At 75.9% G+C, this 16068-nt stretch carries 11 protein-coding genes; 6 read left to right on the top strand and 5 right to left on the bottom strand.

The genetic code is table 11. The features are described 5' to 3' along the window. Positions 1–119 precede the first annotated feature (119 nt). Positions 120–998 carry a Vgb family protein gene (locus PUR61_RS28930; RefSeq protein ID WP_329882425.1) on the top strand — a complete coding sequence of 293 codons (879 nt, stop codon included), beginning with the start codon at positions 120–122 and terminating at the stop codon, positions 996–998. A gap of 37 nt (positions 999–1035) precedes the next feature. Here the strand turns inward: PUR61_RS28930 and PUR61_RS28925 are convergent, their stop codons facing one another. Next, positions 1036–1890 carry an AraC family transcriptional regulator gene (locus PUR61_RS28925; protein WP_329882424.1) on the bottom strand — a complete coding sequence of 285 codons (855 nt, stop codon included), beginning with the start codon at positions 1888–1890 and terminating at the stop codon, positions 1036–1038. A gap of 123 nt (positions 1891–2013) precedes the next feature. Between PUR61_RS28925 and PUR61_RS28920 the strand changes: the two genes are divergently transcribed. Further along, entirely contained in the window at positions 2014–3234 is a 1221-nt protein-coding gene (locus PUR61_RS28920) for an MFS transporter (RefSeq protein ID WP_329882495.1), read from the top strand. 63 nt (positions 3235–3297) lie between these two features. Here the strand turns inward: PUR61_RS28920 and PUR61_RS28915 are convergent, their stop codons facing one another. The 4 genes from PUR61_RS28915 to PUR61_RS28900 all read right to left on the bottom strand — a co-directional run bounded on the left by PUR61_RS28915 (position 3298) and on the right by PUR61_RS28900 (position 11448). After that, positions 3298–6261, bottom strand: a complete 2964-nt coding sequence (locus PUR61_RS28915) for a helix-turn-helix transcriptional regulator (RefSeq protein WP_329882423.1) — start codon at positions 6259–6261, stop codon at positions 3298–3300. A gap of 481 nt (positions 6262–6742) precedes the next feature. Beyond that, complete coding sequence (locus tag PUR61_RS28910) at positions 6743–6934, bottom strand: hypothetical protein (protein ID WP_329882422.1); 192 nt, start codon at positions 6932–6934, stop codon at positions 6743–6745. Between the two features lie 175 nt (positions 6935–7109). Beyond that, a complete protein-coding gene (locus PUR61_RS28905; protein WP_329882421.1) occupies positions 7110–10562 on the bottom strand; it encodes a type 2 lanthipeptide synthetase LanM family protein in 3453 nt (1150 codons plus the stop codon). Positions 10563–10803: 241 nt separating this feature from the next. Beyond that, positions 10804–11448: a class I SAM-dependent methyltransferase gene (locus tag PUR61_RS28900; RefSeq protein ID WP_329882420.1), complete on the bottom strand. Its 645-nt coding sequence runs from the start codon at positions 11446–11448 to the stop codon at positions 10804–10806. 310 nt (positions 11449–11758) lie between these two features. On the opposite strand from PUR61_RS28900, the gene PUR61_RS28895 reads away from it, so the two are divergent. From PUR61_RS28895 to PUR61_RS28880, 4 genes are all read left to right on the top strand, one after another. Beyond that, the gene (locus PUR61_RS28895; RefSeq protein ID WP_329882419.1) at positions 11759–12607 is read left to right on the top strand and encodes a sigma 54 modulation/S30EA ribosomal C-terminal domain-containing protein; all 849 of its coding nucleotides are present in this window, start codon (positions 11759–11761) and stop codon (positions 12605–12607) included. Positions 12608–12657: 50 nt separating this feature from the next. Further along, entirely contained in the window at positions 12658–13128 is a 471-nt protein-coding gene (locus tag PUR61_RS28890) for a pyridoxamine 5'-phosphate oxidase family protein (RefSeq protein WP_443035253.1), read from the top strand. Between the two features lie 324 nt (positions 13129–13452). Further along, the gene (ctaD, locus tag PUR61_RS28885; protein ID WP_443035251.1) at positions 13453–15279 is read left to right on the top strand and encodes an aa3-type cytochrome oxidase subunit I; all 1827 of its coding nucleotides are present in this window, start codon (positions 13453–13455) and stop codon (positions 15277–15279) included. Positions 15280–15444: 165 nt separating this feature from the next. Then, a complete protein-coding gene (locus PUR61_RS28880; protein WP_329882418.1) occupies positions 15445–15987 on the top strand; it encodes a hypothetical protein in 543 nt (180 codons plus the stop codon). Positions 15988–16068 lie beyond the last annotated feature (81 nt).

The raw sequence follows: 16068 nt of genomic DNA, 5'->3' as shown, positions 1-16068 counted from the left end.
CCTGCCCGTCCGTCCTGCCCGATTGCCCGGAACCCGGTTGCCGTGCGTGTGCCGAGTAGTGGAGAGTGCCGGGTGCGGGGGAGCCGCCGAGGTGTCACGAGAGAGGGGTGGGGCTGCTGATGACGGTCGAACGTATCAAGGTGTCGGACGGTGAGGCCGGTCCGTACGGCGTGACGGTCGGTCCGGACGGAGCGATCTGGTACACGCTGGTGCACGCCGGGGAGATCGGACGGCTGGCGCCCGACGGCACGGTGACCGGGTACGGGCTGGGCGCGCCGGAGTGCGGACCGTCGGTGATCACGGCCGGCCCGGACGGGGCGCTCTGGTTCACGCGGATGCGCGACCACCGGATCGGACGGATCGGCACCGACGGGACCGAGCGCTCCTTCGCGCTGCCGGGCGAGGGCGCCGGTCCGTACGGGATCACGGCCGGCCCGGACGGCGCGCTCTGGTTCACCGAGCTGAGCGCCGACCGGATCGGCAGGATCACCGTGGACGGCGAGGTGACGGAGTACCCGCTGCCCGTCACCGGAGGCTTCCCGTCGATGATCGCCGCCGGGCCGGACGGGGCGCTCTGGTTCACCCTCAACCAGGCCGACGCGGTCGGCCGGATCACGGTCGAGGGCGAGGTGACGATCCATCCGCTGCCCACCACCGGCACCGCGCCGGTCGGCATCGCAAGCGGTGCGGACGGCGCGCTCTGGTTCGTCGGGATCGGCGCCGGGCTGGTCGGCCGGATCGAGGTCGACGGCAAGGTCACGGAGTACCCGCTGCCCGACCGGGCCGCCCGACCGCACGCCATCACGGCCGACCCGGACGGCCGGCTCTGGTTCACCGAGTGGGGCGCCGGCCGGATCGGTTCGCTCGGTCCCGGGGGCGACTACCGGAGCCACGAGCTGCCGGTGCCCGGCGCGGAGCCGCACGGCATCGTCGTGGGCCCGGACGGCGCGGTGTACGCGGCACTGGAGATCGGCGAGATCGCCCGCCTCGCCCGGTAGCGGAGCCACCGGGCCGGCAGCGGCTACGGCGGGGCGGTCAGCGCGGTGAGTCCGTCCGGCGGTGGTGGGCGGCGGGGGTGTGGCCGAAGACCCGGCGGAAGGCGTCGATGAAGGCGCCGGCCGACGCCCAGCCGCAACGGTGCGCCACCGCCGTGACCGGCAGGTCGTCGGCCAGCAGCTTCAGCGCGTGGTGCAGTCGCAGCTGGGTGCGCCACTGGGGGAAGGTCATGCCCAGTTCGTCGTGGCAGAGCCGGCTGAGGGTGCGGGCCCCGGCCCCGGCGGCCCGGCCGAGCTCGGCGAGGGTGCGCCGGTCGGCCGGATCCCGGTCGAGGAGGACCCCGACCGCGGCGAGCCGCGGGTCGCGCGGCACGGGCAGGTGCAGCGGCTGCTCGGGGGCGTGCCGCAGTTGGTCCAGCAGGACGGCCAGCACGCGCCGTCCCTCCTCGGTCCGTTCGGTGCCGGGGCTGCTGTACGCGATCAGGAGCTCGCGCAGCAGCGGGCCCACCGCCAGCACGGCCGGGCGGGTCAGCCCGAGCGGGTTCCGGTCCAGCGGCAGGCCGACCGTGTGCAGCACCGTCCGTCCGTACGCGCGGTGCCGGTGGAGCGTCCCGGCCGGGATCCAGAGGGCCCGCGTCGCCGGTGCCACCCAGGTGCCCGCGTCCGTGGTCACCGCGAGCACGCCGCGGCCCGCGTACACGATCTGGTGCACCTCGTGCCGGTGCGCGGCCACCTCCGAGCCGGCCGACAGCGGGCGCGTGGTGGTCGGGTGGTCCGTCGGGCCGTGCTGCGCACGGTCGTGACCGGGCGGTCGGTCGGGTGAGGGGGCGGTTGACGGGCAGGGCGTCTGGTCGGGCGACTGGTCGGGCGGCGGGGGTTGGCAAGAATCCGGCATCGATCGGCACTTTATCGGAAGTGCGCCACCGGTCCGGTCCCCGATGATCGGCTCGTGACCTCCCAGACCTCGTCCCGAACCGCCCGAACCGGCGGTGCCGGCCGGCCCCGCGGTGCCGCTCCGATCGCCGCGCTGGCCGCCGGCCATGCGGCCGTCGACTTCTACCAGGGCGTCGTCCCCGCCCTGATCCCCTTCCTCGTCGCCGGCCGCGGACTGGGCTACCTCGCCGCGTCGGGGATCATGCTGGCCGCGACGCTGCTCTCGTCCGTCGTGCAGCCGCTGTTCGGCGTGCTGACGGACCGTTGGGCGATGCCCTGGTTGATCCCGGCCGCGACGGTGACGGCAGGTGCCGGAGTCGGCGTGGCCGGGCTGTTCGGGACCTACCCGCTGGTCTGCGCGGCGGTCGCGGTCTCCGGGATCGGGGTGGCCGCCTACCACCCCGAGTCCGCTCGGCTGGCGCGGGCCGCGAGCGGTACGGGCCACACCCGGATGGGCTGGTACTCGCTCGGCGGCAACATCGGCTTCGCTCTCGCCCCGCTGCTGACCGGCCCGGTACTGGAGGCCGGCGGGCTCGGTGCGACGCCCTGGCTGGTGCTGCCCGCGCTGGCCGCCGCCGTGCTGACCGGCCCGGTGGTCCGCAACCTGGCCACCCGGACGGCCGTCGCGCAGTCCGCCGCCCCGCGCGGTGGCGGGCACGACGACTGGCCCGCGTTCCTGCGGCTCTCGGCGGTGGTCGGCTGCCGGTCGGTGGTCTTCGTCGGGCTGAGCGCCTTCGTCGCCCTCTACGCCCGGCAGCGGCTCGGGGGCGGGACCGGCGGCAGTTCCGGCGCCGGGACGGTGGCGCTGTTCGCCCTGTTCGCGGGCGGCGCGGTCGGCACCGTCCTGGGCGGGTGGCTCGCCTCGCGCTGGGGCCGGGTGCGGACCGTCCGGTGCGCGTACGCGGCCGCCGTCCCGGCCGTGGCCGGACTGCTGCTGGTGCCCGGGCCGGCGCTGTACGGCTTCGCGGCGGTCGTCTCGCTGGCCCTGTACGTGCCCTTCTCGATCCAGGTGACGCTCGGCCAGGACTACCTCCCGAGCCGGATCGGGACCGCCAGTGGCGTCACCCTCGGCCTCGCCGTCAGCGTCGGCGGGGTCGCTGGCCCGGTGATCGGGCTGCTCGCCGATCACGTGGGTCTGCGGGTCGCGCTCGCGCCGCTGGCGGCCCTGTGCGCGGCGGCGTGGTGGATCGCGCGCCGACTGGTGGAGCCCGCCGGGGCGGCGGCGGTGGCGGCGGCCGGCACGGAGCCGCCGGCCGAAGCGGCGGGGCTGCCCGGGACGGCCGGCGGTCCGGTCCGGGAGTCCTGAGGGCGGAGCCCGCCGGGTGCGGCCCCGCGCGGACACCGGTGGAGGCTCCGCCGGGCGCCCGGGTCAGCCCTCGCCGCAGAGCTCGGAGGCCAGGTCGCAGAGCCCGGCGCGGTCGGTGCGGCCGGTCTTGGCCAGCAGGTTGGCCATGTGTTTCTCCACCGTGCGGGGGGAGATGGACAGCTTCCGCGCCAGCTCCTGGTTGCCCGGGCGGGCGGCGAGCAGGACGAAGACCTCGTACTCGCGGACCGTCACCCCGCAGGTGCGCAGCCGGGCCGGCACGGCGTCGCGGCCTCCCCGGTGCTGGGCGACACTGGCGCCGGCCCGCCGCAGCAGTGTCCGGCAGGCGGCGGCGACCGGTTGCACCTCCGCCTGGTGGAAGTACTCCTCGGCGGTGCGCAGCCAGGTCACCGGATCGCCCCATCCGTCGGCCAGCGCGGCCTCCGCGGTCAGCCGCAGGGCGAGGTGGTGGGCCAGCGGGAACGGTGCGGCGGTCAGCCGGGCCTCCGTGACCGCACGGGTGGCCTCGGCCGGCCGGCCCTCACGGCCCAGCAGGACCGCCTCGGCGAAGCCCAGGAACTGACGGTTCCAGGCGAGTTCGGCGGCCGGCGAGGCCACGGCCCGGTCGAGCTCGGCCCGCCCCCAGCGGCCGTCGGCCACCTCCAGCAGCGGATGCAGGCCGTGCCGGCCGGCCAGGTAGAAGACGCTGGGGTGCTCCTGCTCCCAGACCAGGCCGGCCGCCAGCTCGGCGGTGGCCCCGGCCCGGTCCTCGGCGAGCAGCGCGCCGACGGCCCGGCAGAGCCCGTACCGCAGTGGCATCAGGAACGACTCCTCGCCGCCGGCCTGCCGGAACCGGGCCAGTTCGCGTTCCGTCTCCCGGCCGCGGCCGCGGTGCGCGGCCAGGGTGGCGGAACAGAGCAGCAGGTAGCGGTGGGCGGCGAGGTTGCGCAGCCGGGCGGTGGCGTCCAGACACCGGTCGACGATCTCCCGGGCGGTGTCCCACTCGCCGCGCAGCACCGCGTTCATCGCGAGCAGTCCGTCCAGCGTCTGGGTGAGCATGATCGCGCCGAGCCCGGCGGCGGCCTCGCGGGCCCGCTCCAGCCGGGTGCCGTCGCCCGTGCGCATGAAGGCGTTGGCCCCCAGCCGGAGCAGCGCCTCGACCCGCCAGACCGGCAGGGCGTGGGCCTCGGCGACGGCCAGCATGCGTTCCAGGCAGGCGTCGGCGGCGTCGAAGCCGCGTTCGCGGGCGAGCAGGGCGAGCAGTTGCCAGGCCTGGCAGGCGACCACCGGCAGCCCGGCCCGTTCGGCCACCTCGGCGGCCTGGCGGGCGCGTCGTTCGGCCTCGGCGAGGCGGGTGGCGGTGTCGGTCCGGTCCTGCGGGTCGTGGACCGGCAGCAGGGCGAGGTGTCCCTCGACGACCGCGAGTGCGGCGTCCTGCTCGGGTCGTGGGCGGTCGGCCGAGAGCGTGCGCACGGCGGCGACCTGGGCCACCGCGTCCGGGCCGCGCTCGGCCATGACCGCCGCCCAGGCGAGGCGGGTGTGGAGGTCGATCCGGCGCTCGACGGCGGGGGTCCGGGCCGGTCCCCGGTCGGCGTGGACCGGGGGCAGCGTCCGGGCGAGCTCGAACGCCCGGTCCAGCTGGCCCGCCTCGGCGAGTGCGGGCAGCAGCCGTTCGGTGACGGTGGTCCGTTCGGCGTCCCCGGCGAGCTCGCGGGCGCGTTCCAGCAGGATCACCGCCGAGCTGGCCGCGCCCGCCTCCAGCATCCGCCGTCCGGCCTCCGCGAAGTGCACCGCCGCGCCCGCCCGGTCGCCACCCGCGAGCAGTAGGGAGGCAACCAACTGGCGTCTTTCGTCGGCGAGTTCCGGATCCGTTCGGACGATCGCCCGGGCCGCCCGGCGGGCCAGCGCGGCCCGTTCGGCGGGGGCCAGGGCGGCGGTCACCGCGTCGGCGGTCAGAGCGTGCCGGAACGCGTAGCGGTCGGGGGCGGCGCCGTCCGGCACGATCATGTTGGCCTCGGACGCCGAGCGCAGGTGGCTGAAGAGGGTCCGGTCGTCGTACCCGGTGATCAGCTGGACGGTGGTCACCGAGAACCGGCTGCCCAGGGTGGCGGCGGTCAGCAGTAACTCCCGTACCTGAGGGTCGAGTTGGTCGATCCGGCGACTCCAGCTGCGGACGATGGTGCTGGGCACGCCGGTCCGTGGTCCGCCCGGTAGGGTCCAGCGGCCGTCCTCGCCGCGGTGCAGCGCGCGGGAGTCCAGCATGTCGGCGAGCAACTCCTCGACCAGGTAGGGGCAGCCGTCGCCACGAGCGGCCAACTGGTCGATGACGGCCGCCGGTACGTCGGCGACCTCGCTCTCCAGGATCGCCGCGGCCAGCGCGGCGACCTCGGCGGGTGGCAGCGGGCGCAGTTCGGCGACGGTGGCGGCGCGCCGGCGCTCGGCGGTCCGGACCAGGTCCAGGGCGGGGCCCGGTTCGGCGCGCAGCGTGCCGAGCAGCAGCACCGGCAGGCCGTCCAGGTTGTCGACGAGGTACTCCAGTACGGCGACGGTCTCCGCGTCGGTGTCGTGCAGGTCCTCCAGCAGCAGCACACAGCCCTGGTCGCGGCCGAGTACGGCGAGCAGTCGCAGCAGCGCCTCGGCCAGCTCGACGACCGTCTCCGGGTAGGCGCCCGTGCCGGCCGCCGACGCCCCGTCACGCCACTCCGGCACCAGCCGGGCGAGCGCCGGGCGGTAGGGGGCGAGTTCGAGGTCGGCCGGCGGGCCGGCGGCCCGGAACCGGGAGGAGAGCGCCTCGATCAGCGGGCGGAAGGGCGTCACCGTGCCGGTCGAACTGCCCCGTCCGCGCAGGACCGGAAGGCCCAGCCCGTACGCCTGGTAGGCGCATTCGCCGGCCAGCCTGGACTTGCCGATACCGGCCTCGCCGAGCAGGAAGACCGCCCCGCCGGCCCGCTGCCGGGCGGCGGACAGCACATCGCCGAGCAGCCCGATCTCGGCTGCCCGGCCGACGGTGATCGACGACGTGGTGCGCATGGCCGCAGGCTACTTGACGTGGCATCTGTTCTGAAGGGCGGCGAATCGGCCACGAAGCAGACACGGTACGAACACGGGACGATTACGGCTCGACCACATGGATGGGGCGATGGTCCGGCGGGGTGACGGGTGTGACGGATGTGATCACTGGGTCGGGTGGGGTGTCCGGGAGTGGGGAGGCCGGGGTGCGGAGCGGTGTTCCGGAACGGTGCGGCCGGTTCCGGCGGGGCGGAGGGGGCGGGTGGCACGGCCGTCCCGCCGGGTGGTGCAGGTGGGGCGCACAGGAGCACGGGGTGCGGGCGGACGGCGGCGGGAGCGGGCCGGTCGGCTTGCAAATTCCGGGGCACGGGGCGCGCCGGGAGGGGCGCACGGGCGCACGGCGCGGTGCGGGCGGCGCGCGCAGTGGCGCGGTCCACCGCCGGGGGGCTGCCCGTACCCCGGCGGTGGACCGTCCGGCCGTGTCAGGGCCGGGGAGGGACTGCTAGAACGGGGTGGTCATGGTCGGGAACTCGAAGATCGGCGGGACGACCCCGCCGGTGCCGGCGAGCAGCTGCGAACGCAGCCCCAGGCCGCCGCCGGTGCGCAGCCGGATCTCGCCGGCCGGGTGGTCGGCAGCGTCACCGGGGCGGGCAACGGGCTGGGTCCGGTTCGGCTGCTGGTCGTTGGTGTGCATCGGGTGGTGCTCCTTCGCGGTCGGTGCGGACAGTGCGGGGGTGGCGCCGGTTCGACAGGGGCGGAAGGGGTCGGCGGACAGGGCGGGCGGTGCGGTCCGTCCGGCCGCACACGGAGTGCGGCGAACGGGCGTGTGCGGGGCGGGCGGAGGCCCGCGCGGGTCGGATCGGATCGGGTCAGTCCGGGTCGGGTCGGGTGCCGGGAACGGTCGGAGGGCGTGGTCGGCGGAGTGCGGGAGGCCCGCCGGAGCGGAGCAGCAGGGCGGGCGGCACGAGGTCGGGGAAGCCGAGGCGGAGCAGGCCGTGGCCGATCCCGGCCAGGCCGGTGAGCAGGCCGGGATGCGGGACGTGGTCGGGGGTGCCGCAGCGGGCCCCGTCGTGGTCGATTCCGGCCAGTAGCGCCCCGGCCCGGCGGACCCACGGCGTCCGGCCGGACGCGGGGCCGTGCCGGCCGAGCAGTTCCAGGACGCCGAGTTCGCCGTGGCAGAGGCTGTGGTCGGCGATCGGTATGGCGCGGGCGGTGTTCCGGACGGCGCGCTGGGCCCACTCGGCGAGCCGGCGGTCGGCGAGCGCGAGCGGGCTGTCGACCACGGCGAGCGCGACACCGGCCCGGCCCCGGCACCAGGAACCCTCCCGGGAGCGGGCGGAGGTGGCGACGTGCAGGGCGGCGAGCCCGGCCCGGTGGTGCGGCCCGTCGACCGCCTCGCCGATGGCCTCGGCGTACCGGAGCAGGGCCCAGCCCGTGCCGGCCGTGCCGTGCGCGAATCCGGTGGCGGGCGGCACGGGTCCGTCCACGAGCCGCTCGGCGCCGAGGGCGGCGGCGCGCAGCGCGGCGGTGGCCTGTGCGGCGGTGGCCTGTGCGGCGAGGGCGTCGGTGCCGGGCGTACCGGCGGTGCGGGCGCCGGCGGCGTGCGGCGGCCGTCCCGTGGCGTGACCGGGGTGGCCCGCGCGGCCGGTGTGTCCGGGGGCGGCGAGCGCGGAACGCACGGTCGAGGCGTGCACCGCGAGCAGGGCGGCGACGCCGCCGGCGGTGCCGCTGTGCACGCCCGGGTCGCTCTCGCGCTCGATCGCGGACGCGACGAGTGCCACCGCCGGGCCGGTCCACTGCCTGACCAGGGGGTCGTCGAGGATACGGGCGATCTCGGTGAGCGCGTAGGCGATGCCGCCGAGGCCGGCGAAGCCGCCGGAGCCGACGGCGGCCGGGAGGTCGGGGTGGGCGGCGAGGGATTCGAGCAGGCCGGGCACGGGTGTGAGGGCCTGACGGGCGACCTCGGCGTAGCGGTCGGAGCCGGTGAGCGCGGCGAGTTGGGCGAGGAAGAGCGCGGCACCGGTGTAGCCGCCGGCCAGGTCGGCGCCGAGCGGTCGGACCCGCCAGTACCGGTCGGCGAGCAGCTCCAGGCCGAGCCAGTTGGTGCGGGACCGGGCCCGGTAGGCGTCGGCGACCAGCTGGTCGCCGACGCCCCGGGCGGCGGTGAGCAGCTGCTCGGGCTCCGGCGCGGTGGCCCAGACGTTCTCGGGGACGGGCCGGCCCGGGCGGTGTGCGGGCGTCCCGGCGGCGCCGACCATGGCCGCGCGGATGATCCACTCCTGGTCCTTGCGGTCGACCCCGCCGAGCCCCGCGAGCTTGGACTCCGCCCGGGCCAGCCCCGCCTCGGCGAGTTCCCCGGGCAGCCGCCGGCCGCCGGAGGTCCACAGATCGCGGGCGCCGGGGCGGGCGGTGAAGAGCGGGACGTCACCGCTCCAGAGGTCGGCGATCTCGTGGTCGGCGAGTTCGGGCCGGCCGGGATCGTCGACCGCGTCGGTGCGCAGCAGCTCCAGGACGGCCTGGCGCGCGGCGGCGTCGCGCAGCACGTCCGGGTGGGTGGACTCGTCGAGCAGGCGTGCGTAGACCCGGGTGGCCCGGGGCACCACGCGGACCTCGTCCTCGGCGAACGAGCGCAGCAGGCCGCGCGGGCCGACGAGCCGGTCGCGCCCGGCGGCGAGTGCGGCGTACCCGGCGCGGAAGCCTTCGACCAGGGCCTCGGTGTGGCCGGCCGGGTCCACCGGCGCGCCGCCCAGGCGGGGGCGGTTGTGGGCCTCCCCGAACGGTCGCGGGCGCCGGACCAGCCGCATCTCGTCGGTGCCGGCGCCGGCCCAGTCGACGCCCTCGACGGGGGAGGTGAGCCGGCCCGCACCGCCACCGCCGATGCCGGAGACGTCCACCGCGCCGTCGTCGCCGACCAGCAACTGCGGCAGCAGGCCGACCCGGTGCACGGACTCCTGGAGGGCCAGGACGGCCGGGTCCTCTGCCGGGTCACGCCGGGCCGGCGGGTGGAACAGCGTCTCGACGTCCACCAGCACCGGGTGCTCCCCGCACGCGACGAGGTTCTCGAAGTGCAGGTCGGTGCCGTCCAGGACGTGCAGCAGCGCGAGCAGCGCGCCCTGCCGGCGGTAGAAGCGCTCGACCTCGAAGCCGGTCAGGCAGGGGCGTGCCTCGGCGTACTCGGTCCAGCCGTGGCCGCCGCGGTCGAGCAGGCCGAGCGCGCGCAGCCGGGGCACCCCGGGCTGCGCGGTGTACCAGGTGAGCAGGGCGTTGAAGTGCCGGTGCGCGGCGGGCGGCCGGGGCCGGTGGACGACGGCGCCGCCGTCGGCGAAGTGCAGCACGGCCACCGCACGCCCGCGCCGGTGCCGGTCGCCCGCGTCGGCGGCGACCGCGACCAGCGCGCCCGGGTCGCGTCCGCGCAGCAGGCCGGCGACCAGGGACGGACGGTCGCCGGCGAAGCGGTCCAGCAGCTCGGCGAACGCGTCGGCGGCGTCGAGGCAGGCGCGGGCGAGCAGCCGGGCCAGCACCGGGTACTCGCGCAGCAGCGCGGCCAGGCCCTCGCGGCGCGCCGTGAGCGCGAGGAACGAGCGGAACCGCTCGTGCGGGCTGCCGCCGGCCAGCCGCCCGCCCGCCCGTGCCACGTTGAGCTCCAGGACCAGCGTGCGGGCCGCGATCCGGGCGAGCCGTTCGGTCAGGCGGGCGGTGAACCCGGTGCGCAGGGCGGCCAGGTCGATCCGACCCAGCTGCTCGGCGGCCCGCACGCCGGGGGAGAGGGCGGTCAGCAACCGGACCTGGGCGCGGTCGGCGAACGGCTGCAGGACGAGCGCGAAACCCGTCAGCCCCGGGTAGGCGGCGCGCGGCACCACCGGGCGGACCGGGGCGGCGGCGACGGCGGCCTCGGTGAAGGCGGCCCAGTCGGGGCGGGCGGCGGGGGCGGGCCGGCCCGGCGTCAGGCCGCGCTCCCACCAGGGGGGGCCGCCGGAACGGGCAGCCCGGAGGCGGGAGCGGTGGAGGCGAGAGGCCGGGCCGGGGTGCGCCGGGCCGGGGCTCGGCGCGGCGGGGTCCGGTGCGGCGGGAGGGGGTGCGGCGGGCGTCTCCCCGGGGACGTGCGGGGTTCCGGATGCGGATCCCGGCCCGGACGAGGCCGGGGCTCCGGTTCCGGCCGGCGCCCGGTCGGGACCGGCCGGTTCGTCCGGCGAGGTGGCATCACCGGGCACCGGAGAGTGCGGGAACGGTGCGGTCGAGGAGATCGCCGGTGCGACCGGGCCCTGAACCGGTCCGGCGCCTCCGTCGAGGCGCGTGCTGCGCACGGCGTTCACTTCTGCCACCACCGCACCTCCGATGCCGGGAGAGGGCTGCGCTGCCGTCGAAGGCGCCGCCCTCGGTGCCGATCCTGGCGTCGAGGCGGCCACCGGGGCATGGGGGGAGGGCCCCCATCTTTGTGGCGGTCGGCCCGCATGATCCGGGCCGACCGCCGGGGCCGGGGGAGGCGCCGGGTGCGGGGCCGGTGCACGATCGGGTGCGGGGCCGGTGCGTGGCCGCCGCGTTTCCGGGTTCCGGGGAAGGGACCTACCGTCTGGCGAACAGGAGCCGAGTGGCGACCGCGGGGCGGCCGTTCATCGTGAGCACCGGGAGTTCGTGCTCGGCCACCGCGTCGAATTCGCCGAACAGTTCGCCCAGCCACGCCCGGGTGTGGTGGCGGCAGACCGCGCCGTCGCCGGTCTCGAACACGCCGAACCGGCCGTACCGCGGCTCGAACCGCCGGTAGCGCTCGCGGTTGCGTTCGTCCGGCTGGAGGCAGTAGTCGCTGACCTGGAGGAGCGCGCCCGGGCGCAGCACCCGGTGGAGTTCGGCGACGAGGGCGCGCTGGGCGTCGTCGCCCGGTACGCAGGTGAGGACGGCGAACAGGAAGGCCGCGTCGTAGGAGGAGTCCGGACGGTCGAGCCGGGGCGGGTCGGTCAGCACGTCGAACCGGGCGGCCGGTTGCTCGGCGCGTGCCCGGGCGACCGACTCCGCTGCGACGTCCACGCCTTCGACGTCGGTGAAGCCCAGGCCGGCGAGTTCGCCGGCGAGCCGGCCGTACCCGCAGCCGTAGTCCAGGAGGGCGGCACCCCGGTCGATCCGGGCGGTCCAGCCGGGGTGCAGCGGGTGGCCGAAGGTCTTCCCGGTGCCGGTGGAGTTCCAGTACGCGGACTGGTCGTCGGGGATCGACATGGCCCGATCATGCCACGGCCGGGGCGCGGTCCGGCATCCCGCGACGTCAGAGAGCGGGTGTGGCCCGGCCGTCCGGGGATTCCCGCACTCCCGGCGCCCGGGACGGCCGGCTCGCCCCGGCGGGAGCACCACGCCCGGACGAGCCGGGTCGTCCCGGCGGTGGGGGCCGGACGGCGGGCGCCGATGGGGCCGTTCGGCCCTTGTGACGGCTGTGCGGTGGCGGGATGGTGATCGACGCGCCGGTGTGTGCGGGCCTGCCGGAGGCGGGTGGCGCGGCCTGACGAGAACGCGGAACGGGAAGAGGCCTGAGGTGGGCGAGTTGGTCACGGTGCGGGTGTGCGAAGGGATTTCGCGAGGTTTCGCGGTCGACGCCAGGGCCCGGATCGCAGCCGTGGTGAGCGGGGCGGACGCCCTGGTCGAGTCGCTGCGGGTCCGGGTCGGACCGGTCGGCCCGACCGGCGTCCTGGCTCAGGTCAACGCGGACGTGGACGGCCGGCGGATCCGCGTCCAGGAGGTCGCCGTCGATCTGGGGGAGGCCCTGGACCGGCTGGCCGACGGCCTGCGAGGCCGGATGACAGCCGTCGCCTCGGGGTGGGCGCCCCGGCCCTGGCCCCGCCGGGCCCGGAGCCGAGGGCCTGCCGCGGCCCCCTCGTCGGTCGAGACGCCGCCGGCCGGGGTTCCGGAGGTCAGGGCCCAGCAGGTCAGGGCCTCGGAGGCCAGGGCCCGGCGCTGGGCGGATCCGCAGGCCGCCCGTACCGAACTCCCCTGCGCCGCCGGGCCGCAGGACATCGTCCGGCGCAAGCAGGCCCACCTCGTGTGGTGCTCGCCGGACGCCGCCGCCCGGACGATGGACGCGATGGACTTCGACATCCACCTCTTCACCGACCCGGCCACCGAGACCGACGCCGTGGTCTACCGGGTGGGTCCGACCGGCTACCGGCTGGCCCGTACGGCCGCGGCCGGTCCGCCCACCCGGCCGATCGCCCCACTCACCCTCAGTCCGAGCGGTGCACCGGAGTTGACGGAGAACCAGGCCGTCGAACGGCTGGCCGCCGCCGAGCTGCCGTACCTGTTCTTCGCCCAGCCGGGTTCGCGGCGCGGGCGGGTGCTCTACCGGCGCTTCGACGGCCGGCTCGGCCTGATCGCGGGCGCCTCGTGAACGACGAGTCCGTCCGTCGCCGCCTGCGCGCGCTGCGCCGGCCCGAGGGCCTGCCGCCGCCCGCCCGCCCCCGTCCGGCCTCCGACGCCCCGCCGCGCGAGCTGGTCCCGCTCGAACGGGCCGAGGCCCTGCGGCTGTTGGGACGTGCGCCGTTCGGCCGGATCGTCTTCACCGTGTCCGCGCTACCGGCGATCCGCCCCGTGAACCACCTCCTGGTGGACGACGTCATCGTGATCCGGACCCACGACGGCGCCGCGCTGACCACGGTCGCCCGGGGCGGGGGCGACGCCGGCGTGGTGGTCGCCTACGAGGCCGACGCGATCGACCCGTCGACCCGGCTCGGGTGGAGCGTGGTGGTGACCGGCTTCGCGCGGCCGGTCACCGATCCGTCCCTCCTGACCCGCTACCGTGGGCTGTTGAGTCCATGGGTGAACGCCTCGATGGACCACACGGTGGCCATCCGGCCCGACCTCGTGACCGGCTACCGGATCGCCGCGGTCGGCACCGCCGCCGCCTCCTGACGCTCCCGCGTCGGCCCCGTCGGCCGGGGGCGTGGCCACCGCGGACGTGAGCGGCCGAGGCCCGCGGGCGACCTTCGCCGACGCTCCGCCGTCCCTCGGCCGACGGCTCCCGACTGCGCCGGCGCGACCGGGGAGAACGTCAACTCCCCGGCAGCGACCGGTGCTTCGTCGTCTCCGGGGGCCGGTGACGGTGGTCCCGGCCGGTGGTTCCGAACCGGGGCCCACCGGCCCCGGCCGCTGGGTCCAACGGCCCTGGGACGCAAGGGTGTCGCGTTCCGATCATGGATCGCCACCCATCCGCAGTAGTTTCGAAGGAGTGCGTCCTTGAGCGCCATCGAGGCACGGGGCGACAACGCGCCGCCGCCGTCCGCCGCCCGCCCGGAAGGAGTCCGGGCCGCGCGGCCCGGCTCGGCCCTGGTCCGGCTGCTGACGACCACCGATCACAAGACGATCGGCACCATGTACCTGGTGTCCTCGTTCGGGTTCTTCCTGATCGGCGGCATCCTCGCCCTGGTCATGCGCGCCGAACTCGCCCGTCCGGGGACGCAGATCCTCTCCAACGAGCAGTTCAACCAGGCCTTCACCATGCACGGTTCGGTGATGCTGCTGCTCTTCGCGATGCCGCTGTTCACCGGCTTCGCCAACTGGATCATGCCGTTGCAGATCGGCGCACCCGACGTCGCCTTCCCCCGGCTGAACATGCTCGCCTTCTGGCTGTTCCTGTTCGGCTCGCTGATCGCCGCCGCCGGCTTCGCGACCCCGCAGGGGGCCGCGGACTTCGGCTGGTTCCTCTACGCGCCGCTCTCCGACGCGGTCCACTCGCCCGGCGTCGGCGCCGACATGTGGATCATGGGCGTCACGCTCTCCGGCTTCGGCTCCATCCTGGGCGCGGTCAACTTCATCACCACGATCATCTGCATGAGGGCCCCCGGCCTGACCATGTTCCGGATGTCCATCTTCTGCTGGAACGTGCTGCTGACCTCGGTCCTGGTGCTGCTGGTCTTCCCCGTGCTGGCCGCCGCGCTGCTCGCCCTGGAGTGCGACCGCAAGTTCGGCTCGCACGTCTTCGACCCCGCCAGCGGCGGGGCCATGCTCTGGCAGCACCTCTTCTGGTTCTTCGGCCATCCCGAGGTGTACATCCTGGCCCTGCCGTTCTTCGGCATCGTGTCGGAGATCATCCCGGTGTTCAGCCGCAAGCCGATGTTCGGCTACGCGGGTCTGATCGCCGCCACCGTGGCCATCGCGGGCCTCTCGGTCACCGTGTGGGCGCACCACATGTACGCCACCGGCCAGGTGCTGTTGCCGTTCTTCTCGTTCATGACGTTCCTGATCGCGGTGCCGACCGGCGTCAAGTTCTTCAACTGGGTCGGCACCATGTGGAAGGGCTCGCTGAGCTTCGAGACGCCCATGCTCTGGACGGTCGGCTTCCTGGTCACCTTCCTGTTCGGCGGCCTGACGGGCGTGCTGCTGGCCGCGCCGCCGATCGACTTCCACGTGACCGACTCGTACTTCGTCGTCGCCCACTTCCACTACACGCTGTTCGGCACCGTGGTCTACGCGATGATGGCCGGCTTCCACTTCTGGTGGCCCAAGATGACCGGGCGGATGCTCGACGAGCGGCTCGGGCGGATCTGCTTCTGGACGCTCACCATCGGGTTCCACTCCACCTTCCTCGTCCAGCACTGGCTCGGCGCGGAGGGCATGCCGCGCCGCTACGCCGACTACCTGGCCTCCGACGGCTTCACCGTGCTCAACACGGTGTCCACCCTCGGCTCCTTCCTGCTGGGCCTGTCGATCCTGCCGTTCCTCTACAACATCTGGAAGACCGCCAAGTACGGCGAGCGGGTGACCGCCGACGACCCGTGGGGCTACGGCCGCTCGCTGGAGTGGGCCACCTCCTGCCCGCCGCCCCGGCACAACTTCGTCACCCTGCCCCGGATCCGGTCCGAGTCGCCGGCCTTCGACCTGCACCACCCGGAGATCGCGGCCCGCGACTTCCTGGACCACAACGGCGAGCCCGCCAAGCACCTGGCAGGCGTCACCCCGGCGGCGTACGACGCCCCCGCACCGCGACGCGGCCGCGCCCTCGGGAGTTCCGCCGCCGGTTCCTCCGGGGCGTCCTCCGAGACGTCCCCCGGCGCGGGCCGCTGACGGCCTGCCCCTGAACGCCGCTCCCGCCCGCGTCGCTGCCCCCGGGCGGGCGGGAGCGGCCCTCCGTCCCGGGCCCTCCGTCCCGGGCCAGTCCACACGTCTTCCTTCGTCCGACGCCTTCCCGAATCCACGTCGAGCCCCACCGGCTGAGGAGCGCACGACACCATGTCCCACACCGTTCTCGCCATCGGCACGGCCGCGACCACCGCGTCCGGCTGCGTCTGGTACCTGCCCGCCATCGCCGACCTCCAGGCGGGCGACGACCGCCCCCGCTCGGCCCGCACCGCCGCTGCCGCCTGCGTGGTCTGGTGGGCCGGCCTCGCCCTGGGCGGCGTCCTGTTGCTGGCCGTCCCGGACTGGCAGCCCGCCGCCCGGATCACGCTGGCCGGCCTGGTCGCCGGTGTCCTCCTGCGGGTCCGCGCCCACCTGCAGAGCCGGTCCGAGTGGCGTGAGGACCGCCTCCGCTGGGCCCTGCTCGACCCGGACCCGGACTCCGGGGCCACCTGCTCCCCGCGCCCGGCGGCCCGCACGCTGCTCGGCTGGCTGCTGGTGGGACTGGCGGTCGCCTCGCTCGGCGCCGCCTCCGTCCTGCTGACCGGTGGCGGCCCCCTGGCCCCGCGCCTGGGCGCCGCGGCCGGAAGCGCCGGCGCCGTCTCCGCCGCCTTCCTGCTCATCGGCCTCGGCGACGTCCGTCGGCACCGTCGCTGAGGCACCGCCGTGAGGGCTCCGCCCCGTCTACCGTGACCGTGTTGCTCACCTGTCCGGTAGGGGTGGTGCGGAGGATCCAAG

Origin of the sequence: Streptomyces sp. BE20 (assembly GCF_036322525.1) — a bacterium.
Classification (GTDB): Bacteria; Actinomycetota; Actinomycetes; order Streptomycetales; family Streptomycetaceae; genus Kitasatospora.
The sequence above is the reverse complement of the archived record's forward strand: the minus strand, read 5'-3'. Positions and strand labels throughout refer to the sequence as shown.

What these genes read in the sequence shown, in the direction of transcription:
- PUR61_RS28930 (WP_329882425.1), top strand. Translation starts at nt 120, where the DNA reads ATGACGGTCGAACGTATCAAGGTGTCGGACGGTGAGGCCGGTCCGTAC.
- PUR61_RS28925 (WP_329882424.1), bottom strand. Translation starts at nt 1,890, where the DNA reads ATGCCGGATTCTTGCCAACCCCCGCCGCCCGACCAGTCGCCCGACCAG.
- PUR61_RS28915 (WP_329882423.1), bottom strand. Translation starts at nt 6,261, where the DNA reads ATGCGCACCACGTCGTCGATCACCGTCGGCCGGGCAGCCGAGATCGGG.
- PUR61_RS28910 (WP_329882422.1), bottom strand. Translation starts at nt 6,934, where the DNA reads ATGCACACCAACGACCAGCAGCCGAACCGGACCCAGCCCGTTGCCCGC.
- PUR61_RS28900 (WP_329882420.1), bottom strand. Translation starts at nt 11,448, where the DNA reads ATGTCGATCCCCGACGACCAGTCCGCGTACTGGAACTCCACCGGCACC.
- PUR61_RS28880 (WP_329882418.1), top strand. Translation starts at nt 15,445, where the DNA reads ATGTCCCACACCGTTCTCGCCATCGGCACGGCCGCGACCACCGCGTCC.